Source organism: Pseudoalteromonas sp. JSTW, assembly GCF_013423925.1.
Classification (GTDB): Bacteria; Pseudomonadota; Gammaproteobacteria; order Enterobacterales; family Alteromonadaceae; genus Pseudoalteromonas; species Pseudoalteromonas lipolytica.
On sequence record NZ_CP058972.1, the window covers coordinates 2,600,686 to 2,622,954 of the forward strand.

The 22,269-nt window shown below is 42.4% G+C and carries 13 protein-coding genes; 3 read left to right on the forward strand and 10 right to left on the reverse strand.

What is annotated here, in order from left to right; genetic code table 11:
• Nucleotides 1-101: 101 nt before the first annotated feature.
• From GZH31_RS11780 to GZH31_RS11800, 5 genes are all read right to left on the reverse strand, one after another.
• Entirely contained in the window at nucleotides 102-2,294 is a 2,193-nt protein-coding gene (locus GZH31_RS11780) for a hypothetical protein (protein WP_180311032.1), read from the reverse strand.
• A gap of 510 nt (nucleotides 2,295-2,804) precedes the next feature.
• A complete protein-coding gene (gcvP, locus tag GZH31_RS11785) occupies nucleotides 2,805-5,693 on the reverse strand; it encodes an aminomethyl-transferring glycine dehydrogenase (RefSeq protein ID WP_180311033.1) in 2,889 nt (962 codons plus the stop codon).
• A 199-nt stretch (nucleotides 5,694-5,892) separates the two neighbouring features.
• Nucleotides 5,893-6,282, reverse strand: coding sequence for a glycine cleavage system protein GcvH (gene gcvH / locus GZH31_RS11790; RefSeq protein WP_036966655.1), 390 nt, complete (start codon nucleotides 6,280-6,282; stop codon nucleotides 5,893-5,895).
• A 53-nt stretch (nucleotides 6,283-6,335) separates the two neighbouring features.
• Nucleotides 6,336-7,418 (reverse strand): glycine cleavage system aminomethyltransferase GcvT, encoded by a 1,083-nt coding sequence (gene gcvT, locus GZH31_RS11795; protein ID WP_036966652.1) that lies wholly within the window; start codon nucleotides 7,416-7,418, stop codon nucleotides 6,336-6,338.
• Between the two features lie 177 nt (nucleotides 7,419-7,595).
• On the reverse strand, nucleotides 7,596-8,195 hold the full coding sequence (locus GZH31_RS11800; RefSeq protein ID WP_036966649.1) for a hypothetical protein: 600 nt from the start codon (nucleotides 8,193-8,195) through the stop codon (nucleotides 7,596-7,598).
• Between the two features lie 124 nt (nucleotides 8,196-8,319).
• Here GZH31_RS11800 and GZH31_RS11805 point away from each other — a divergent pair, with 124 nt between their 5' ends.
• The gene (locus GZH31_RS11805) at nucleotides 8,320-9,165 is read left to right on the forward strand and encodes a LysR family transcriptional regulator (RefSeq protein ID WP_065978637.1); all 846 of its coding nucleotides are present in this window, start codon (nucleotides 8,320-8,322) and stop codon (nucleotides 9,163-9,165) included.
• Between the two features lie 477 nt (nucleotides 9,166-9,642).
• Nucleotides 9,643-11,793 carry a TonB-dependent receptor domain-containing protein gene (locus GZH31_RS11810; RefSeq protein WP_036966643.1) on the forward strand — a complete coding sequence of 717 codons (2,151 nt, stop codon included), beginning with the start codon at nucleotides 9,643-9,645 and terminating at the stop codon, nucleotides 11,791-11,793.
• A 137-nt stretch (nucleotides 11,794-11,930) separates the two neighbouring features.
• On the opposite strand, the gene eno is transcribed toward GZH31_RS11810, so the two are convergent.
• The 5 genes from eno to rlmD all read right to left on the reverse strand — a co-directional run bounded on the left by eno (nucleotide 11,931) and on the right by rlmD (nucleotide 19,406).
• Nucleotides 11,931-13,229, reverse strand: coding sequence for a phosphopyruvate hydratase (gene eno, locus GZH31_RS11815; RefSeq protein ID WP_036966640.1), 1,299 nt, complete (start codon nucleotides 13,227-13,229; stop codon nucleotides 11,931-11,933).
• 102 nt (nucleotides 13,230-13,331) lie between these two features.
• A complete protein-coding gene (locus tag GZH31_RS11820; RefSeq protein WP_036966637.1) occupies nucleotides 13,332-14,966 on the reverse strand; it encodes a CTP synthase in 1,635 nt (544 codons plus the stop codon).
• A 146-nt stretch (nucleotides 14,967-15,112) separates the two neighbouring features.
• Complete coding sequence (gene mazG, locus GZH31_RS11825) at nucleotides 15,113-15,913, reverse strand: nucleoside triphosphate pyrophosphohydrolase (protein ID WP_036966634.1); 801 nt, start codon at nucleotides 15,911-15,913, stop codon at nucleotides 15,113-15,115.
• Nucleotides 15,913-18,072, reverse strand: coding sequence for a GTP diphosphokinase (gene relA / locus GZH31_RS11830; protein ID WP_036966631.1), 2,160 nt, complete (start codon nucleotides 18,070-18,072; stop codon nucleotides 15,913-15,915). The genes mazG and relA overlap by 1 nt, the downstream gene beginning before the upstream one ends.
• 8 nt (nucleotides 18,073-18,080) lie before the next feature.
• Nucleotides 18,081-19,406: a 23S rRNA (uracil(1939)-C(5))-methyltransferase RlmD gene (gene rlmD / locus GZH31_RS11835; protein ID WP_118844558.1), complete on the reverse strand. Its 1,326-nt coding sequence runs from the start codon at nucleotides 19,404-19,406 to the stop codon at nucleotides 18,081-18,083.
• Between the two features lie 80 nt (nucleotides 19,407-19,486).
• Between rlmD and barA the strand changes: the two genes are divergently transcribed.
• On the forward strand, nucleotides 19,487-22,255 hold the full coding sequence (gene barA, locus GZH31_RS11840) for a two-component sensor histidine kinase BarA (RefSeq protein WP_036969088.1): 2,769 nt from the start codon (nucleotides 19,487-19,489) through the stop codon (nucleotides 22,253-22,255).
• Nucleotides 22,256-22,269 lie beyond the last annotated feature (14 nt).

Here is a 22,269-nt window from a genome sequence, read left to right on the forward strand (position 1 = left end):
ATTGACCGTAAAGTTTTTACATGGCGGACGACTAGCGTCAAAGTAAGGGCATCAGGCTCTAGTACACCAAGTTTAGTTTTTAGATAAAAGGTAATTAATAGTTATGGGTTGCGCATTAGATTACGCCTAGTTCTTACGGCCTTTTCAGAGTCAGTTTCATAACCTAACTCAGTTCGCTGACACATAAGAAGCCACCATTCAGCAGCATTGATGCTTCTTTTTATATCTTGAATAGTGGGATCTTTCTTAGCATGTCTTCGAACTGCCTTATAACACTCGCTGGCAATAGCTCGCACATCCTCATTGGGATCTGATTTTTTAGTGAAGTTGACTGTTTTATGGACTTTTCCATTCAAGTCTAAACCTAATTCAGTAAGAGCTTTTAAGTAACCTTGCCTCCAAATTGATGATTGCTCTGTTACTTGGCTCGTTTCATATTTATCATCTTTAGCTTTTTCACCTCTACGAAGACGAAGGCGGCTTAGGAAAAATTCAGCTAATTGTTGGGAAAATTGTACATAAAAGTCTTCTTGAAATTGTTTATGCTTAGCTGTTGTAAGATTTCTATGCTCATTTATTTTTTTTGCACACTGATCTGCTGCTAGTTGTTTTAAAGAGTCGTACCATTTACTAAAACCTTTTTGCTCATACGAATAATCAAACTTTGAAAGAGCCTCATCAGAGAATGGTTCGGTCGAAGAGCGCATTAGAAAAAGGCGATGTCGTAAAGCTTTATCTGGTGCAGAACGATCTAAAAAACTAAGTAACCTATCAAGTTTTTGATGATATGCCTCAAAATTTTCTTCATTCTCCTCTTTTACGATTTCACCACGTATTATCCCAATGCTTTTGTCTATATAGGGAACCACCTCTTCTCGTTCTAGCCTTTCAATTCCGGCAAGAGCCCAATTAGGTATTAAAGCTTTAGGAAAATCTTTAGCGTCAATCAAGTCGGTAAAAAGTTCATTCCACCAAGCAGCGCATTCAGGATATAAATCCTCGGCTCGACTACTATCGAAAGGAATATGACAAGATAAAATTCGCAGTTTACTTTGATAGTCTAATTCTTCAAGAGCGACTAAAAATACATTTTTCCATAAGGTGAAATACTTACCATAGCCCCACAAATTAACGCTATCCTTAAATTCACCTCGAAGATTGCTAGGCTTTGATTCAAGCAACCTTCGAAAATCTTCTTTTACAGAAAACTCAATCCAAGCCGATATTTGTAGCGGTTTCAATTTTAAACAAAACTCATGATGAGCATTGTCTTTACACTTATAAAAATCATGAATATTTGAGCTGTTGTGGTTATAGTGCCTTTCGAACTTATGATACGTAAACGAGCTATAGTATGCATCTAGGTCTCTAGCCCACTGTTCATGCATTTCTGATGGAACAATATCTAAATCAGTATTTATAAATTGTAAATTTTGAAGCTCAAGCTTCGTGTTCTCAAGCCATTCATAATTTAAAGCTTGAGTTTCATCACTATCTATAAGCTCAAGAGATATTGAATCACCAAGATTAGAGAAGGACTTATTGTAACAGTATAAAAAGTCAGACCAATTATGATTAAACCTACCAGCTTGAGAGTCGTACGTAATCCATGCCCTTAGAAAATCTAAACCACGGATTATATTAGTTGAAGTGCTAGTTACCTCTTCAGTTTGAGGGCCTTGCACGACGTTTGAAGTAGCTATATAAGTCATAGCTTTATATAAACGCTTGCTATCTAGTAACTGTAATCGATGAGATATTTCATCAAAGAAACTCCAAAGTAGCAAAGCTCTATCTCTATTGTTTAACAAACATAATGAAGTATCATCAAAAAATGCTTTAGTAAGGCAGTAATCCTTTCCATATAACCATGATGAAAACATCATATAGCTACCACATTTATCCATATAGTCATTAAATAACCCAAACAGTGCATTTGGGTAATAAATGTCAGCTACATCCTTTAAAAAGGCAATTATTGCCTTATCATCCAAAGTGGGTAAATAATATCCGTAATAGCTTGAAATACTATTTTCGATAGTTTTTTGTTGAGTCAATAAAATAGAAATGCACTTTGCTGAATCAGATGAATGGGGTTTTGTCTCAGATAAAGCGTCTTCTAAGGCTTCTACACTTCTAAATACATTAATCCATGCATCAGCAAAGTGTTTAATCATTAATGTTCTGAGATTGCCTTGTATATCAAACTCATCTAGAGCTTGTATAAAGCGTTCTTTAGGATCGTTTTTCTCATCGAAGGTGATATTACCAAAAGGCGCATCAATCCTGCACATAGTATTCTCCAAAAATAATGAAGTTAGGTTTCACAAAAGTACCCGGCATTACCGGTTTGCAGCTGAAACCTCCCGTGCAATAGAATGGGAGCGGAGTATAAAGTTAGAGCAAACATGCTCTGTAGCCGACTGCAAAAGTCTTATTTACTATAAATAAACTTCCTTAATAATGTCAATAAAATGTTGCTGTATTTTTAATTGGAAATCTAGGGGCCAGGTCTTGCTCTTTGATTTTACTCTAGCTTATTCGCGTGAAATAAATTTCACGCCTACTGCAGCGGGATTAGCCATAGCGAGTACAGGCACAATCCAACTTATAGTTCTTTTCTTTCAACCTGACTTCTAACCACTGATATTTAATAACTCTTTTTTCGGCGTTAAAACGCCTCCTACAACTCACATATCGAAATTCGTTCCTCGTAACTTTCCCCTCGCAACTCGCTAACTTTCTCCAACAAAAAAGCCGTTACATTGCTGCAACGGCTTTTTGGCATTTGATTTAATCAAACCTTAGTCACGGTATGTCTCAACCGCTGGGCATGAACAAACTAGGTTACGGTCGCCGTATACGTCATCGATACGGGTTACTGTAGGCCAGAATTTGTCTTTTGCTACGCTTGGTACTGGGAATGCTGCGTAGAAACGGTCGTATGCACGGTCCCACTCATTGCCTAGTACGTCTGCTTGTGTATGCGGTGCAAACACTAGCGGGTTGTTTTCAATTGACCATTCGCCAGATGCGATACGGTCGATTTCTGACTTGATTGACACCATGGCTTCGATGAAACGGTCAATTTCAACTTTAGACTCAGACTCAGTTGGCTCAATCATCAGTGTGCCAGCCACTGGGAATGACATAGTTGGTGAATGGAAGCCGTAGTCTTGAAGACGTTTAGCTACGTCCATTTCTGTCACGCCTGTTTGCTCTTTAAGTGGGCGTAGGTCAACAATACACTCGTGCGCAACGCGGTTGTTACGGCCACGGTATAAAATTGGGTAGTGTTCGCTTAGCTTCTCAGATAAGTAGTTAGCGTTCACGATAGCCATTTCTGTTGCTTGTTTTAAGCCTTCAGAGCCCATCATGGCAATGTATGCCCACGAGATTGGTAAAATTGCTGCTGAGCCGTAAGGGGCTGCAGAAACCGCGCCGTTACCAATGTTTGTGCCAGCAACGTTAATTACGCTGTGGTTAGGCATAAATGGCGCTAGGTGAGATTTAACACCGATTGGGCCAACACCTGGACCACCACCACCGTGTGGAATACAGAATGTTTTATGTAGGTTAAGGTGCGATACGTCAGAACCGATTGAACCTGGGCTTGTAACACCTACTTGCGCGTTCATGTTTGCGCCGTCCATGTACACTTGACCGCCGTGCTGATGCACGATGTCACAGATTTCACGAATTGTTTCTTCGTAAACGCCGTGTGTAGATGGGTATGTGATCATAATACACGATAGGTTTTCAGATACCTCTTCGGCTTTCGCTTTAAGGTCTGCCATATCAACGTTACCGTTTTTATCACAGTCAACAACCACGATTTTCATGCTTGCCATTTGTGCAGACGCTGGGTTTGTACCGTGCGCTGAACTTGGGATCAAACATACGTTACGGTGACCTTCACCGCGTGACTCGTGGTATTTACGAATAGCGATTAAGCCTGCGTATTCACCTTGTGCACCTGAGTTAGGTTGCAGTGAAACGGCATCGTAACCTGTGATGTTTACTAACCAATCATGTAATTCAGTCATCATGATTTGGTAACCCGCTGCCTGATCAAGTGGGCAGAATGGGTGTAGGTTTGCAAACTCAGGCCAAGTGATTGGGATCATCTCTGCTGTCGCATTAAGTTTCATGGTACATGAACCTAATGAGATCATTGAGTGGTTAAGCGCTAAATCTTTGTTTTCTAGACGCTTGATATAACGCAACATTTCAGTCTCGCTGTGGTACGAGTTGAAGTTAGGGTGCGTTAGAATTTCGTCATCGCGTACAAGGCTTGCAGGAATTGAGTTGCTGCCGTTTACTTCGATTTCGTTCGCAAGTGCGTCAACGCTTAGGCCGTGGTCGTCACCTAAAATGATGTCGAATAGCTCTGCTACGTCTGCACGCGTTGTTGTTTCTGATACAGAAATTGAGTATTCACCCGCACGGTTTGACGCAAAGTTAACGCCATTTGCTACTGCGCGTGCAACAACTTCGTCTTTGTTGTCTGCAACAACGGTAATGGTGTCGAACCATGTGTCGTGCTTAAGGTTTACGCCTTTCGCTTTTAAGCCAGTCGCTAAAATATCAGCAAAACGGTGAATACGCTGAGCGATTGTTTTAAGGCCTTCTGGACCATGGTAAACCGCGTAGAACGCAGCCATGTTCGCGAGTAATACTTGCGCTGTACAAATGTTTGAGTTGGCTTTTTCACGACGAATGTGTTGTTCACGTGTTTGCATTGCCATACGTAGTGCGTCGTTACCTAAACGGTCTTTAGATACACCGATAATACGACCCGGTAATGAACGCTTGTACTTGTCGCGTGTTGCAAAGAATGCAGCGTGTGGACCACCGTAACCCATAGGTACACCAAAACGCTGTGCTGAACCAAGTACTACGTCTGCGCCAAGTTTACCCGGTGCTTTAAGTAGTAATAAGCTCATGATGTCTGCGGCAACACAGGCAATTGCTTTTTTGCTTTGAACACCAGCGATTAAATCGGTTACGTCTGTAATTTCACCCGTTGTTGATGGGTATTGGAATAACGCACCAAAAATGTCGTGGTCTAGCGCTTCTGCCGCTTTACCTACGATAACGTCAAAACCGAACTGCTCTGCACGTGTCGCAACAACGTCGATTGTTTGTGTGTGTACGTCATCAGCGATGAAGAATGCATTTGATTTTGATTTAGCAACACGCTTTGCAAGGCCCATTGCTTCAGCCGCAGCTGTAGATTCGTCAAGTAACGATGCGCTTGCAAGGTCAAGACCAGTTAGGTCTAGGGTCATAGTCTGGAAGTTTAATAATGATTCTAAACGACCTTGTGCAATCTCTGGTTGGTATGGTGTATACGCCGTGTACCAGCCTGGGTTCTCTAGTACGTTACGTAAAATTACGTGTGGTACGTGAGTTGGGTGGTAGCCTTGACCAATGTAAGATTTGAACACTTTATTTTTGCTTGCTACAGATTTTAAGTAGCTTAGTGTTTCAACTTCAGTGCGGCTTTCACCAATTGATAAACCTTGCTCTAAGCGAATGCTTGCAGGTACCGTTTGACCGATCAGCTCTTCAACACTCGATACTCCAAGAGCGCTCAGCATGTCGCTTACTTGCGCTGGGCTTGGCCCAATGTGACGGCGAATAAAATCTTGCTTCTGCTCTAATTGTTCAAGAGATTTGGCGTTTGACATTTGTCCAGATTCCTATGATCCAAAAAAAAGTGGTTACTGCCAATGGGTAACTGGCAATAACTTAAAAACAGGGTGATTCAATAACTTACAGCGTATGGAAAGGTAAGCTATAAAATCATAAAAGCCCCTATGAAACCCAAGCTACGCATTTAATTAGCTGGGGATCTAGACGGGGCTTTTAGTCGGCGTGACTAATTAATTAGTCTTCGTCGATTGTGTTAGCGTAGCCTTCAGCGTCTAACAGGTTATCAAGCTCTGATGTGTCAGATGCTTTGATACGGAATAACCAACCGTCGATGTATGGGTCGTTATTTACTGTTTCAGGCGAATCTTCAAGATCTTCGTTGATTGCAACGATTTCACCGCTGATTGGTGCGTAGATGTCAGATGCTGCTTTAACAGACTCTGCTACTGCGCAGTCTTCACCCGCATCAACTTCATCACCAACTTCTGGTAATTCTACGAATACCATGTCGCCAAGAAGTTCTTGTGCGTGCTCAGTGATACCTACAGTAAACGTACCGTCACCTTCGTCGCGAACCCACTCGTGTGAAGTAGCATATTTTAATTCGCTTGGGATATTGCTCATTTTTTTGTTCCTTTGGTTTATATTGGGTGATAACACCAAATTTTTTATATTACTTAGATAACTGATTTACCGTTACGTACAAAGCAAGGTTTAACAACCTTAACGTTAACCAGTTTTTTACGCATCTCTACTTGAGCTGTTTCGCCAGTTGAACGCGGAACGCGTGCAAGAGCGACACTGTGACCAAGTGTTGGTGAGAATGTACCAGAGGTAATCACCCCTTCACCACCTTCAACGATGACTTTTAAACCGCTACGCAATACGCCTTTTTCTTCAAGCACTAAACCAACTAGTTTGTCTGTGCTTTTATCAGCGCGTTGCTGTTCTAATACTTCACGACCGATAAACTTACGATCTTCTGGCTCCCACGCAATCGTCCACGCCATGTTAGCAGCAAGTGGTGATACGCTTTCGTCCATATCTAGGCCGTAAAGGTTCATACCTGCTTCTAGACGAAGTGTGTCACGTGCTCCTAGACCCGCTGGCGCTACGCCTGCATCTAGAAGTTGTTGCCACAAATCAGCAGCTTGATCATTAGGTACTACGATCTCATAACCATCTTCGCCAGTATAGCCTGTTGTTGCAATAAATAAATCACCAGCTTGCACACCAAAAAACGGCTTCATACCTTCAACAGCAGCTTGTTGCTCTGCAGTAAGTACAGTGGCCGTTTTAGCACGTGCATTAGGGCCTTGAACGGCAATCATTGCAAATTCAGGACGCTCAGTAACCGTTACGGCGAAATCAGCCGAAACTTTAGCTAAATGCGCTAAATCTTTTTCACGGGTTGCTGAGTTAACAACTAAACGGTAGTCAGTTTCTGAGAAGAAGTAGATGATAAGGTCGTCGATTACGCCGCCTTCTTCGTTAAGCATACCTGTGTAAAGTGCTTTACCCGGTACCGTTAACTTAGCAACGTCGTTTGCTACTAGCTTACGTAAGAACGCTTGTGCTTGTTCGCCTTGCACATCAACAATTGTCATGTGCGATACGTCAAACATACCTGCATCTGTGCGAACCGCATTATGCTCTTCGATTTGTGAGCCGTAGTTGATTGGCATTTCCCAGCCGTGAAAATCAACCATTTTTGCGCCAGCTTCAAGGTGCTTAGCATGTAAAACTGTTTTAGAAGTCATAATATTCCTTCACTTTTAAATTAACCCACTGAGTGGGCGTGGCCTCAATTTAATGAGGGGGAATAACATGGGCGGCGATTATACATTAGTTGCACAGTTGTCACACCCAAATTGCGATTTGTAACTACAAAAAACAGCTAAACACCCAAGTGTGTAGCTGTTTTTAAAATTTATACTTTAAGCAACATCCGCTAAGGTTAAATCAAACCCGAGCTGCTGTAAGTGCGCTTGCCATTTATCAAGCTCTGCTTGGCGCGCTACCAGTTGAAACTGCTGCTGATCTTGGTTATCAATCGCGGTAATAAATACCTCACCGCTTTGTGCACCATAACAGCTGCGCATGTCAGATAAACGCAGGCCTGGTGTTAGCTTAAAGTTATCTACCAAGGCATCAAACGCTTGCTCACCACTTAAGGTTAACGCGCTTAAGTCGTTACGCATAACATAATCAATATCGTAACGCAGTTGTTGCTCGTTTATTAGCGACTGTAGCTGCACGCTGGCGTCTTTGGCGAGTACAAAACGAAAAGCGGTTTCGTTAAAGTAATACAACGCATAAGCGTAGCTGCTTGTTAGGTCATCGTCTAATGAGCTGCGTAAGCCTAAACCGCTGGCGGTTAGCTTATTAATATCAAGACCTAAAATAGTCGTTAAAAATGGGATTGCTTCAGTACCACTAAAATCCATAATGGCAGTATCGCTATTTGCTTGTAGCACGTTGTTTGCTGGCGTATTAGCTTGGCTGTGGCGAGCAAACATTATTGGCGTAAAAGTCATATGTGACACCTATCAATCTTTAATGCTTGAAGTATATTGCCCCGTGCTTGCAACAACAAATTGTAATTATTTATCAATTGATAAATAATACTTATATATGCAGCCCTATAAATAGAATTTTTAAATGAAAAATATTTCTACCGATAGTTTACGCACCCTCGTTGCGGTTGTTGAAGTAGGTGGTTTTGCCAAAGCTGGCGAGTTATTAGGGCTGTCACAACCGGCGGTTAGTCTGCAAATAAAACGGCTTGAAGATATGCTTGGCCACAAGCTATTTAAAAAGCAGGGGCAACGCCAAGTACTCAATCAATACGGTGAGTTATTGCTGCCTTTGGCAAAACAAATGTTGCAACAAAACGATGCCATTTTGCAGCAGTTCACCAGCGAAAACGTAACCGGTAAAGTACGCTTAGGTATTCCCAGCGAATTTGCTGCGCGTATCTTGCCTTCTATTATTGGCGACTTTGTGGCGCTCTACCCTGATGTATCGCTAGAGGTTCGCTCGCGCTTAAGTAAACATTTATTGTCGGTATCGCGCCAAGATCAGTTTGATCTGGTGCTTGCTCTAAACGAAGAACTCGAGTCGGCCAAGTTCCCTATTTTTATGCAAGATCAACTGGTGTGGGTAGGCGATTTAAACCTAGCACAAAACGATGTAGTTACCCTTGTTACCGCTCCCGAGGGGTGTATTTATCGTCGCCGCGCGATTGATGCATTGCAGCACGCAGGGATTAAATACCGTATTGCGTACAGTAATGCCGATTTAACAGGCCTTACTGCGGCATTAAAAGAAGGGTTAGGTATTACCGTTTTAGCAAAAAGCACCGTACCGAATGAGCTAAACTATCAACTACACACCAAGGATCTGCCTGAATTAGGCCAAATAGGGATTAGTTTAATTAAGCGGGCTGACGAACCGGGCAATGCGGTTGATAAACTTGCCGAGTTTATTGCGCTGCGTTTAACGTAAGCGAGTGGCGATTAATTCATTGATTGAATGTTTCGATGGATGAGTATTTCGATGAGTGTTGTTTTATTTCACCTTGAAAGTCTTTTTTCGGCATTAAAACGCCTTCTATGTTTCGTATTAAGCCGTTTCTCGCAAAATAAATTGCACGCCGACACCTAATCCCCCCCCTGCAATACCCTACTTGTGTGCACGGTTTTCGCCGTGCAGGTTTAAACTTATAACCTGCAAGTGGTTAGCGTGTTATGCAGCAACACATATTACCTTTGCATCATACTCACCCAATTAGCACATCGTTAAGTATTACTTAACGAGGTATCGCACACAAATAATACTACAATACTACTGTATTTATTATTTTCATTTTAATTCATGAACTTATGCTTTATATCAATTTTATTACAAATAGGATTGATTCGCATTACTTTACATGTTTAAATTGCGCCGGTTAAAAAAATCTAAACATACACAGGACGCACAATGAAACCTACGTTTATTGTTTCAACTCTTTCTACTGCCATAGCGTTATCACTTAGCGCTAATGCTTTTGCTAAAGATGTAACTAAAGAAGAAAAGAACTTCGAGCAAATTACTGTCATTGGCTCTGCATCTGCTATTAACGATATTCCGGGTTCTGCTACTTTCATCAGCGAGCAAGATCTTGAAAAGTTTGAATACACCGACATCTCACGTGTTTTAAGTGCGGTACCCGGTGTATACGTTCAAGAAGAAGATGGCTATGGTCTTCGCCCTAACATTGGTATGCGTGGTACAGGTACTGGCCGTAACGATAAAATCTCTGTAATGGAAGACGGCGTTCTTGTTGCTCCTGCTCCTTACTCTGCACCATCGGCTTACTACTTCCCTACTATGGGCCGCATGGAGTCTATCGAAGTACTTAAAGGTGCTGCATCGGTTAAATATGGTCCACGTACAACGGGCGGTGTTTTAAACTTAGTATCACGCAGCTTACCGACCGAAGGTTCTAAAGGTTTATTAAACGCTGAACTAGGTAGCGATGGTTTTTACAAAGGCCACGCATACTTCGGTAAAAAGAAAAACAATGCAGCAGGCTTAGTTGAAGTATTCACTTACGGCGCAGATGGCTTTAAAGAATTACCGGTTGGTAGCGATAACTCTGGTTTTGAAAAGAACGACTTCTTATTAAAGTTTGGTTTTGATTTTGGTGATAACGAAGCTCACAGCCTTGAAATGAAAGTTAAATACTCAGACGAGCGCTCTGATGAAACTTACATGGGCTTAACCGATGCAGACTACCAAGAAAACCCATATCGTCGTTATGCAGCCTCGCAAAATGATGAAATGAACACACAACACAATGCATACCAAGTTAACTATGCATATCGCTTTGGTAAAGGTTACGAGTTACTTGCAACTGCTTACTTAAATGACTTCCACCGTAACTGGTATAAAGCGAGCAAAGTAAGCTCAAGCTACCTTGAACAGTACAGCGAATTTGAAGCAAACCCAACCAGCGAAGGTATCGAAGGGGTTGCTGTTAAAGCAAATAACCGTGACTACCAAGCGAAAGGTTTACAAACAGAGTTCCATATTCCTGCGGGTAACCACTACATTACAGTGGGTGCGCGTTACCACGAAGACGAAATGGATCGCTTCCAATGGCAAGACAAATACACGCTTAATCAAGACCTTTCAATGACGCTAACTGAAAAAGGCGTACCAGGTTCAGATAGCAACCGTGTAGATAGCGCTGAAGCTACAACGCTATTCATTCAAGATGAGTGGTCATTAGACGCATTAGTAATTAGCGCGGGTCTGCGTTATGAAGATATCACGATTAAACGTGAAGAATGGGCAAAATCAGATCCAACACGTGCAAACGGTTTAACTAAAAATATCAGCAACGACACTGAAATTTTAGTGCCGTCACTGGGCGCAACATACACTGTTAGCGATAGCTTAACGCTACTTGCTGGTATTCAAAAAGGGTATGCGCCAGCAGCACCAGGTAATGCTGATCAAGAAGAAGAAGAGAGTGTTAACATTGAGCTTGGAGGTCGTTACGACTATGCAGGCTTTAATGGTGAAGTGATTTACTTTAACTCTGACTACACGAACATGCACGGTAACTGTACTGCTGCTGTAGGCTGTAACGACAATAACATTGGCGACCAGTACAACTACGGTGAAGTGTCGGTATCTGGTTTTGAAGTGAGCGCCGGTAAAGTGTTTGCAACAGATACAGCCTCATTCCCTGTGCGTTTAACGTATACTTACACAAACTCTGAGTTTGAAAATGACTTTGAATCAGATCTTTGGGGCAGCGTTAAAAGTGGTGATGCTATGCCATATGTGCCAGAAAACCAGCTAGCGCTTTCGTTTGGTGCCGAGTTCTCAAGCTTTGTGTTTGATACGCAAATGCGTTATGTGTCTGATGCACACGCTGACTTATCAACTTCAGGTCGTAACGCAATTGACAGCCGTGTAGTGTGGGATTTAGCCGCTAAATACCTTATCGACGACAAACAAAAAGTATACCTAACGGTCGACAACCTGTTTGACAAGACCTACGTTGCAAACCGTGCAAACGGAGGTATTCAACCTGGTAAGCCACGTACCCTTCAAGTAGGTTACAGCTACTCTTTTTAATACCCAAGCGTATTAATAAGAAAGCCGCGTGATGAAAGTCACGCGGCTTTTTATTTTGCTTTTTTCAAGCATAACTTTTCACACATAAAAAAACCTCCCGCAGGAGGTTTTATCAGTCTAAATAAACGGTGTGTTTATTATTGACCTTTCACTTCTTTAAGACCATTGAAAGGTGCTTTTTCACCTAACGCTTCTTCAATACGAAGAAGTTGGTTGTATTTAGCAACACGGTCAGAACGGCTTAATGAACCTGTTTTAATTTGACCAGCCGCTGTACCAACAGCAAGATCTGCAATTGTTGCATCTTCTGTTTCACCTGAACGGTGAGAGATAACAGCAGTGAAACCAGCATCTTTTGCCATTTTAATCGCAGCAAGCGTTTCAGTTAATGAACCGATTTGGTTGAACTTGATTAGGATTGAGTTAGCAATACCGTTATCAATACCACGCTTTAAGATTTTCGTGTTTGTTACGAAAAGGTCGTCACCTACTAATTGAACTTTATCGCCAATTAGTTTTGTTTGGTGTGCGAAACCGTCCCAATCAGACTCATCTAGGCCGTCTTCAATTGAAACAATTGGGTACTGCTCTGTTAGGTCTTTAAGGAAATAGTTAAATTCTTCTGACGTGAATTTTTTACCTTCGCCTTTCAGGTCGTAGATGTTTGCTTCTTTGTCGTAGAACTCAGATGCAGCACAGTCTAGCGCTAAAGTAATGTCTTTACCTAGCTCGTAACCTGCATTTGCAACAGCCACTTTAATTGCAGCAAGTGCCGCTTCATTTGATTCAAGGTTTGGTGCAAAACCACCTTCGTCACCTACTGATGTAGAGTGACCGTCTGCTTTAAGTACTTTTGCAAGACTGTGGAATACTTCTGCGCCCATGCGCAGTGCTTCACGGAAGTTTGCAGCGCCAACTGGCTGGATCATGAACTCTTGGATATCAACAGAGTTATCTGCGTGCTCACCACCGTTGATGATGTTCATCATTGGTAATGGCATAGAGTAAACGCCCGGCGTACCATTTAAGTCAGCGATGTGCTCATAAAGCTCAACACCTTTAGAGTTTGCAGCTGCTTTAGCTGTTGCTAAAGATACCGCTAAGATTGCGTTAGCACCTAATTTTTCTTTATTTTCAGTGCCGTCTAAATCTAGCATTACTTGGTCAACAGCTTGTTGATCAAGTGCGCTTTGGCCTTTAAGAGCCGCTGCGATTTCGTTATTGATATAACCTACCGCTTTTAAAACACCTTTACCTAAGTAACGTGCTTTATCACCATCACGTAATTCAAGCGCTTCGCGAGTACCTGTTGATGCACCAGAAGGTGCTGCAGCACGGCCCCATGAACCATCAGCTAAATGTACATCAGCTTCAACAGTTGGGTTACCACGCGAGTCCATGATTTCGCGACCAATCACTTTTACGATTTCTGACATCTTGATTCCTCTTTTCCCGAAAATGGTGAGTTTATGCCAACTTTGTTAATTCGTTGGCTTTTTAAAACAAATAAGCCGTGCATATAGCACGGCCTATTTAAATTACGATGACGCTTTTTGGTGAGTGTGTGCAGCTGCAACAAACCCTTCAAATAACGGATGACCATCACGTGGTGTTGACGTGAATTCCGGGTGGAATTGCGCGGCAATAAACCAAGGGTGATCTTTATTTTCGATAATTTCGACTAGTTTCTTATCTTCAGATAAACCAGTGAAACTTAAACCTGCTTTTTCAAGCTGTTCTACGTAGTGGTTATTTACTTCGTAGCGATGACGGTGACGTTCAACAATTTCGTCACTACCGTATACTTCACTTACTTTAGAGCCTGGCGTTAAGTGACATTTTTGTGCGCCTAAACGCATTGTGCCACCAAGGTCAGACTGCTCATCACGTACTTCAACGTTACCGTCGGCATCTTGCCACTCGGTGATTAAGCCAACCACTGGGTGTGCTGATTTTGCATTGAATTCCGTTGAGTTTGCATCTGCAAGGCCTGCAACGTTACGCGCATACTCAATAAGTGCCACTTGCATACCTAAACAAATGCCTAGGTAAGGTACTTTGTTTTCACGTGCGTATTTAGCCGCTAAAATCTTACCTTCAACACCACGACCACCAAAACCACCTGGTACTAAAATAGCGTCAAGGTGAGAAAGCATCTCAGTGCCTTTGCTTTCTAAGTCTTGTGAATCAACGTATTCGATGTTCACTGTTAAACGGTTTTTAAGACCCGCATGCTTTAATGCTTCGTTTACTGACTTGTAAGCGTCTGGTAGTTCAATGTACTTACCTACCATACCAATTGTCACTTCACCCGTTGGGTTAGACTCTTGATATAATACTTGCTCCCACTCAGATAAATCTGCTTCTGGGCACTCAAGGTAAAAACGACGACACACAAAGTTATCAAGTTCTTGTGACTTAAGTAACGCAGGGATCTTGTAGATGCTTTCTACGTCTGGTAATGAAATAACGGCTTTTTCTTCCACGTTAGTGAAAAGTGCGATTTTCGCGCGCTCGTTATTAGGTAATTTACGATCAGAACGACAAATTAAGATATCTGGTTGGATACCAATCGAACGTAATTCTTTTACTGAATGTTGTGTTGGTTTCGTTTTAACTTCACCTGCAGGGCCTAAGAATGGCACTAGCGTTAGGTGAATAAACAATGCGCGCTCACGGCCGATTTCTGTGCCAAGCTGACGAATTGCTTCTAAGAACGGTTGTGACTCAATGTCACCCACTGTACCACCAATTTCAACGATGGCTACATCGCGACCTTCGGCACCGTCGTATACACGTTGCTTAATGTCGTTTGTGATATGTGGAATAACCTGAATTGTTGCACCAAGGTATTCACCGCGACGCTCACGTCGTAAAACATCTTCATAAACACGGCCTTGTGTGAAGTTGTTGCGGCTACTCATCTTAGTACGGATGAAACGCTCATAGTGACCTAAATCAAGGTCAGTTTCTGCACCGTCTTCAGTAACATATACTTCACCGTGCTGAATTGGGCTCATAGTGCCTGGGTCAACGTTGATGTAAGGATCCAGCTTTAAAATAGTCACGTTTAAACCACGTGCTTCTAAAATTGCGGCTAACGACGCTGCTGCAATACCTTTACCCAACGAAGAAACAACCCCGCCAGTAACGAAGATAAATTTTGTACTCATGCGAACCCTAGAATATCAGGAATTAAAAGGAATAATATAGAATCAAGACGGGGCGATATTATAGCAAAGGCACTGCTATCAATCCAGATAAAATTAGCAAATAAGTGCACAAAAAACGAGCGCGGCATTCCTGTCCCTATGCTGTGTCATTGTGGGTGCTTTTTAATGGCTTCCCACGCGCTGTCCATCTCTTCTAAACTGGCGGTCTCTAAACATTGCCCGCGCTCACTTAAATAAGCGGCCACTTTTTCAAAGCGTGCCATAAACTTAGCGTTAGCACTGCGTAATAATTGCTCAGGGTCGCGCTTAATATGACGGGCCACATTGACCGTTGCAAATAACAAATCGCCCAGCTCTTCTGCGCTGTGTTCTGAGTACGGATCATGCGCAAGCGCTTCTTTCACTTCCCCGACTTCTTCGGCCACTTTATCAAGTGCCCCCTGATAGCTTGGCCAATCGAAGCCAAGACTTGCCACCCGCTGCTGAATCTTTTTCGCCTTAGTAAGCCCTGGCATCGCATCGGGAATGTCTTGCCATAAACTCAGTTGCTGTGTGGGTGCTTTTTGCGCCCGCTCTTGTGCTTTTATTGCTTGCCACTGCTGTGATAATTCAGCCTCTGTGAGTGTTGTTTTTTCAGCGAACACATGAGGGTGCCTGCGCACTAGTTTTTCGTTTAATGTGCTGACAACGTCATTAAAATCAAATAGCCCCTGCTCTTTTGCAAGCTGCGCGTAAAACACAACCTGAAAGAGTAAGTCACCCAGTTCACTTTTAAGCTCACTCAACTCGCCCTTTTCAATGCAGTCAGCAACTTCGTAAGCCTCTTCAATGGTATGAGGCACTATCGATTTAAAATTTTGTTTTAAATCCCACGGGCACCCAGTATCTGGGTCCCGTAGTTTTTCCATGATCGCTAATGAGTCATCAATACTGTGTTTATCTGTCATTACGCATGCCCACGTTTTGCTTCATGGACCCCTTCAATTTGGTGAAGTTTAGACAACAAGCGGTTTGTGCTTGATAAGTCGTGAACTTCTACCTGCATTGAGAAAAGTGCTAATTGCTTGTCTTCGACTGTGTTGACGTTCATGTTCAGCACATTTACTTTTTCATTGGCAAGTACAGAGCTAATATCACGAATAAGCCCTGATCTATCGGTTGCCTCTACTTTAATGGTTAGCGTGTAAGAGCCATTTACATCGTCTGACCAACTTACTGAGATCACACGCTCTGGGTGCTTTTCTCGCAGTTTTTCAAATGAATCACAGTCTTCACGGTGAACGGCAATCCCCCGCCCTTGCGTGATATACCCAATAATTTCATCGCCGGGAACAGGGCGACAACATTTAGCCACGTGGCTCAATAAACTGCCGACGCCATCAACTACAATGCCATTTTTATCACCGTTGACACTTTTTGGTTTTTTAAACCTGATTTGTGGCTCGTCGTCATCACGGTCGCTAATAAAGTTAAGCAACTGATTAAGACGCACATCACCTGCGCCAACAGCAACCATTAAATCTTCAAGACCCCGCAAGTTAAAGCGCTCTATCGCGGGGGTAAGATCTTTGGTTGTAAGATCGAGCTTGTGTAGTTCTGTTTCTAGAATTTCTTTACCGGCACTTAAGTTTTTATCGCGGTCGAGCTGCTTAAACCAATGATGAATTTTCGAACGTGCTCGCGACGATTTAATATAGCCTAACGACGGATTTAACCAATCTCGGCTCGGGTTCGCTTGCTTTTGCGTTAAAATCTCAACCTGATCGCCCGTACTTAGTTGGTACGTAAAAGGCACAATTTTGCCAAATACTTTTGCGCCAATACACCGGTGCCCTACATTAGAGTGGATGTAGTAGGCAAAATCGAGCGGCGTCGCACCGAGTGGTAAATCAAAAATATCGCCTTTCGGGGTAAACACGTAAACACGGTCTTCCACCACCTGATTTTTAAGCTCTTCGGCTAAGTCGCTGCCATCAACAACTTCTTCTTGCCATTGCAGTAACTTACGCAACCAGCTAATTTTTTGCTCATAACCTGAGCCACGCCCCGGTAATGCGCCTTCTTTGTACATCCAGTGAGCCGCGACACCGAGCTCGGCATCTTGGTGCATCTCGCTGGTACGAATTTGAATTTCGACGGTTTTACCTTCAGGACCAAACACCACGGTATGAATCGATTGATAACCATTTTGTTTTGGCGTTGCAATGTAGTCATCAAACTCTTTATTTAAATGACGCCAGTTTGTGTGAACAATCCCCAAGGCCGCGTAGCAATCTTGCAAACGCTCAACCACAATACGCATGGCACGAATATCAAATAATTGATCGAACTCGTAGTTCTTCTGCGCCATTTTTTTATAAATGCTGAAAATATGTTTCGGGCGACCATACACCTCGCCAGCAATGCCCGCTTCTTGGAGGCGTGCTTTAACCAGTGCCACCATATTTTCCATGTAGGCTTCGCGGGCAAGCCGTTTATCGTCTAATTGCTTGGCAATATTTTTGTAGGTGTCTGGGTGCAAATAACGAAAAGATAAGTCTTCTAGCTCCCACTTAAGCTGACCTATCCCTAAACGATTGGCGAGTGGCGCAAAAATATCGCGCGTTTCTTTTGCTGCTATTACGCGCTCTTCTTCACTGCCATTTTTCACTTCGCGTAGGTAACACACTTGTTCAGCCAGTTTAATAACCACCGCACGCACATCTTCAACCATTGCCAAAAGCATACGGCGAATATTATCAATTTGAACGGTGCCTTTACCTTGATGTGCTAAGGTGCTGATGGTTGCCATTTGGCTCACACCAGTAAGCAGCAAGGCAACGTGGTTACCAAGCTTATCTGTTACTGTGTCGATAGAAATTTTTTCAGCTAAAAAATACGGCGTTAAAAAGGCGGTTGCCAATGAATCAGCATCTAAATTTAGCTCAGCTAAAATCTCCACCATTTCAATGGCCATATTCTGGCGTTTAACATCATCGCAATGCAGGCACAATTGATGCGCCTGTTCTAATAAGGTAGATTTATCTTCTGTTAGCGCTAACAGCTCTATACGGCTGGTAAAATCACTCGGCTTAGTAAGCTGATGTGACTGTCTAGTGGCTACCATAGTGCGCTTTACCTCCTGTGAAATAACGCCATCGTTTCAATATGCCCTGTATGCGGGAACATATTCATAAGCCCAATTTTTTCAATGCTGAAGCCTGCTTGTAAAATAATTGCACTGTCACGGGCTAAAGTAACAGGATCACAAGAGACATATAAAATCGTTTTAAACTGAGTAAGTGGTAACTGCTCTAAAATAGCCATAGCGCCAGTTCGTGACGGGTCAAGCACCAATACATCAATGTCTTTGCTGAACCACGCAGCTGATTGCATTGATTGAGTTAAATCAAAGCAATAAAAATCGGTATTCGATAATGAGTTAGTTTGCGCATTTTGTTTCGCTAATGCAACCGCAGAATCCACTCCTTCGACACCAATAACGTGTTTTGCATACTTTGCAATCAATAATGAAAAATTACCAATACCACAAAATAAATCCAATACCTGTTCATGACCCTGTAAATCAAGCCACTCTTTTGCTTGATGTAACATGGCTTGATTAACATGCGGATTTACTTGCACAAAGTTCTCTAAGCCAAACTCAAAGGTTAAGTCGTACTCTGGTATAGTGTAGTACGGCATTGGATGATGAGTGTGATCAATCTCACCGCTGTGTGATTGCCATACTAGGCACCATTGATACTCATCACAGGCTTTCTCAACAACCGTTTTAAGCGTATTGCTAATTGGTTTTGTATGGCGAATGACAACATAAGCGGCATTGTCTGCCTCGCACAGTTGTAAGTGACTAATACAGGTTAGCCCTGCGTGGTTATTTATCAGTTCATCAAAGACCGTAAATAACGCGCTAAATTTAGTTGAAAGCACATCACAACGCTCAATACTCACGAGCTGCTTTGACCCTTGAGCACGATAACCAACGCGCATTTTTTTCGCGGCTTTATCATGCATTACGGCAACACGTGCCGACCGTCTGTAATGACGCGCTTCACTAACAAGCGGCGCTTGCCAATTTAAATTCTCTGCTTTGGCAAATTTACTGAATAGCTGGCTCACAGCTGCTTGCTTTTCAACTAATTGCTGCGATGCATCGAGGTGTTGTAACTGACAACCACCACATACTTGATAATGCTGACAAAAAGGCGTTACTCGATGCGCTGACGCGCGCAATACTTTTTTGCAATCAGCACTGGCAAAACGTGCCTTATCGTCAATGAGCTGTGCTTTAACTTCCTCGCCGGGCAGCGCACCGTTCACAAAGCACACTTTACTGCCTTGCTTTGCAACACCTCGTCCTTGGTGATCCATGGCCGAAACGGTGAGTGTGAGCATTTTTTGTGAGACGGATTTCTTTTTAGCTTTGAAAATCTGTGCCATCGGGCAACACCTTAATTATTGATAAAGCGGGAGTAAGTATATACTCTTAAACTACGATAATAATGATAACAACATCTTTTATGACTAAATTTGGCTTACGTGACTCAGTCTTAACCCTCACACTTATACCGACTGTGATCATAGGCTTGTTGCTGGGCGGTTATTTTACAATAAATCGTTACATTGAGCTCGATGAAATTTTGTATCAACAAGGCGAGACCATCATTGAGCCGCTTGCTATTGCTGTAGAGCAACCTTTACTTAAACGAAATAAAGCGCTGTTAACTCGTTTAGTTAGTCATACTCACAACAAACACTCGCCTGCTATTCAATCTATTGCTATTTTTGATGAAAATAACGAGCTGGTTATTTTCAGTAAATACCAAAGTGAATTTAGAGAGCTGATGAACACGAACAAACCGATATTAGACGGTGTTCATATGCAAAGCTCAGAACATTATTTAACCTTTTCAACGGCTATTATTAATCATAGCCGCCAAGACATGATATGGAATCACCATAGTTATCAGGCTTCTTTAGGCACTGTGGTGATCATGCTCAATAAGCAGCAAGCCATCATTGGTCAACAACGTGCGTTATTAGTGAGTGGTGTAGTTATTTTACTGGCGCTTGTTTTAGCAACCGTGCTGGCGTTTAGATTATCGCGTATGTTTATTCAACCTCTTAATAAGTTAGTACTTGCTACAGATAAACTTAATGAGGGTAAAGTCGATACAGGCCTTGATCAAAAAATGTTTGGCGAATTTGAGCTCCTTCGTGAAGGACTTAATACGATTTCAGACACCATGGTGATGCAACGCGATGAAATGCAAAAGCACATTGACCAAGCCACTGCAGATTACCGAGAAACACTCGAACAGTACGAAACACAAAATATTCAGCTGAGTATTGCAAAAAAAGATGCTCAAGATGCCAACCGTGTTAAATCAGATTTCTTAGCGAAAATGAGTCACGAATTACGTACTCCTTTAAATGGGGTTATTGGCTTTACGCGTCAGCTATATAAAACGCCTCTGAATAAACACCAAAAGGATTACCTCGATACGATTGAGTTGTCTGCTAACAGCTTAATGACCATTATCAGCGATATTTTAGATTTCTCGAAATTAGAAGCCGGTGCGATGGAACTCGAATCGATGCAGTTTCAACTGCGCGATACCATCAATGAAGTATTAACATTGCTTGCTCCTAGCGCCCACGAAAAACAACTCGAGCTATCTATATTTATTCACCCGCAAGTGCCCGATAACTTAACTGGCGACCCGACTCGCTTTAAGCAAATTTTAATTAACTTACTCAGTAATGCGATAAAGTTCACCGAAAAAGGGTCTATTAAAGTCGATGTCGGTTATCGTTTGCTTGATGAAGAGCGAGCCTCTATTTTGGTGTCGGTAACCGATACCGGTGTGGGTATTCCTATGGATAAGCAAGATGCTTTATTCACACCATTTGGCCAAGCCGATTCAAGTATTACCCGCAAATTTGGCGGCACAGGCTTAGGGTTAATTATTACCAAGCATATTGTTGAAGCCATGAACGGCCGCATTACCTTAAACTCAGCCCCCGGTAATGGCACCTGCTTTACGTTTAATGCGGTGTTTAGAACGCCGTCTAATTCAATCACTAGTGACTTACCAACTCAATCACTGATTAATAAACGCATTCTATACTTAGAACCGCACGAACATACGCACCAAGCAACCTTGTCATTGTTGAATGAGTGGCAAACACAAGTTACCGCCTGTACCGATGAAGAAAGTTTCTTAAACGAGATAAACAAAGACTTTAGTTACGATATTTGTATTATCGGTCACACCGCAACAATCGATGATATGCAGCAGCTTAAAGGCTACGTTAAAGCGGTAAGACCTGTCACTGACTATTTATACATTATGCTCAATACGGTGTCGCATAATATGCGTGAAGCCTTTGTGGGTAGTGGTGCTGATGCCTGTTTAAGTAAACCACTTAATCATCGTAAATTATGTGAAGTATTAGCAGCCCCGTATCGCCTTGACCATCCGGTACACAATATTGAGCAAGGCGATGAAAAACTACTGCCATTAAAAGTGCTGGTTGTTGATGATAATGACGCAAATCTAAAACTTATTTGTACACTATTAGATGAACAAATTGAGCTCATTGATACCGCCCATAATGGTTCACAAGCCTATAGCTTAAGTAAAAGCCATAAATACGACTTAATATTTATGGATATTCAAATGCCTATTATGGATGGCATTACAGCGTGTAAGCTTATTCGTGAGTCATCACTTAATGAAGACACCCCAATTATTGCGGTAACAGCGCATGCGTTGGCTGGTGAAAAAGAGCAGCTGCTAAAAGATGGCTTTAAAGGTTATTTAACCAAACCGATTGACGAAGATATGCTAAAGCAGATCATTAGTGATCATAGCCCACAATCCCCTATTAACCGAGAGCGAAGCAAAACAGTTGCCGTTCAATCTGAACCTCCATTTGAGAGCACACGCCTAGATTGGCAGCTTGCGCTACAGCGCGCAGGCGGCAAAGAAGAACTCGCTCTTGAAATGCTCAATATGCTGTTACTCAGCGTGCCTGAGACCTTGCGTCTACTCAATGAAGCAATAGAAAATGAAGATTGCGAGCATGTACTTAGCATCGTGCATAAGTTCCATGGCGCATGTTGTTACACCGGCGTACCAAAGCTAAAATCGCTTGCCGAAACCCTTGAAACGTCACTAAAAGGCGATTGTGATTTAAATTATATTGAACCTGAATTATTTGAGCTTATTGACGAGCTGAATAATTTGTTAAGTGATGCAGGCATGGTAGAGCAGCAACGATAAAAGCCGCTCAATAA

Coding starts and splice junctions, on each gene's coding strand:
- GZH31_RS11780 (WP_180311032.1), bottom strand. CDS start 2,294: ATGTGCAGGATTGATGCGCCTTTTGGTAATATCACCTTCGATGAGAAA.
- gcvP (WP_180311033.1), bottom strand. CDS start 5,693: ATGTCAAACGCCAAATCTCTTGAACAATTAGAGCAGAAGCAAGATTTT.
- gcvH (WP_036966655.1), bottom strand. CDS start 6,282: ATGAGCAATATCCCAAGCGAATTAAAATATGCTACTTCACACGAGTGG.
- gcvT (WP_036966652.1), bottom strand. CDS start 7,418: ATGACTTCTAAAACAGTTTTACATGCTAAGCACCTTGAAGCTGGCGCA.
- GZH31_RS11800 (WP_036966649.1), bottom strand. CDS start 8,195: ATGACTTTTACGCCAATAATGTTTGCTCGCCACAGCCAAGCTAATACG.
- GZH31_RS11805 (WP_065978637.1), top strand. CDS start 8,320: ATGAAAAATATTTCTACCGATAGTTTACGCACCCTCGTTGCGGTTGTT.
- GZH31_RS11810 (WP_036966643.1), top strand. CDS start 9,643: ATGAAACCTACGTTTATTGTTTCAACTCTTTCTACTGCCATAGCGTTA.
- eno (WP_036966640.1), bottom strand. CDS start 13,229: ATGTCAGAAATCGTAAAAGTGATTGGTCGCGAAATCATGGACTCGCGT.
- GZH31_RS11820 (WP_036966637.1), bottom strand. CDS start 14,966: ATGAGTACAAAATTTATCTTCGTTACTGGCGGGGTTGTTTCTTCGTTG.
- mazG (WP_036966634.1), bottom strand. CDS start 15,913: ATGACAGATAAACACAGTATTGATGACTCATTAGCGATCATGGAAAAA.
- relA (WP_036966631.1), bottom strand. CDS start 18,072: ATGGTAGCCACTAGACAGTCACATCAGCTTACTAAGCCGAGTGATTTT.
- rlmD (WP_118844558.1), bottom strand. CDS start 19,406: ATGGCACAGATTTTCAAAGCTAAAAAGAAATCCGTCTCACAAAAAATG.
- barA (WP_036969088.1), top strand. CDS start 19,487: ATGACTAAATTTGGCTTACGTGACTCAGTCTTAACCCTCACACTTATA.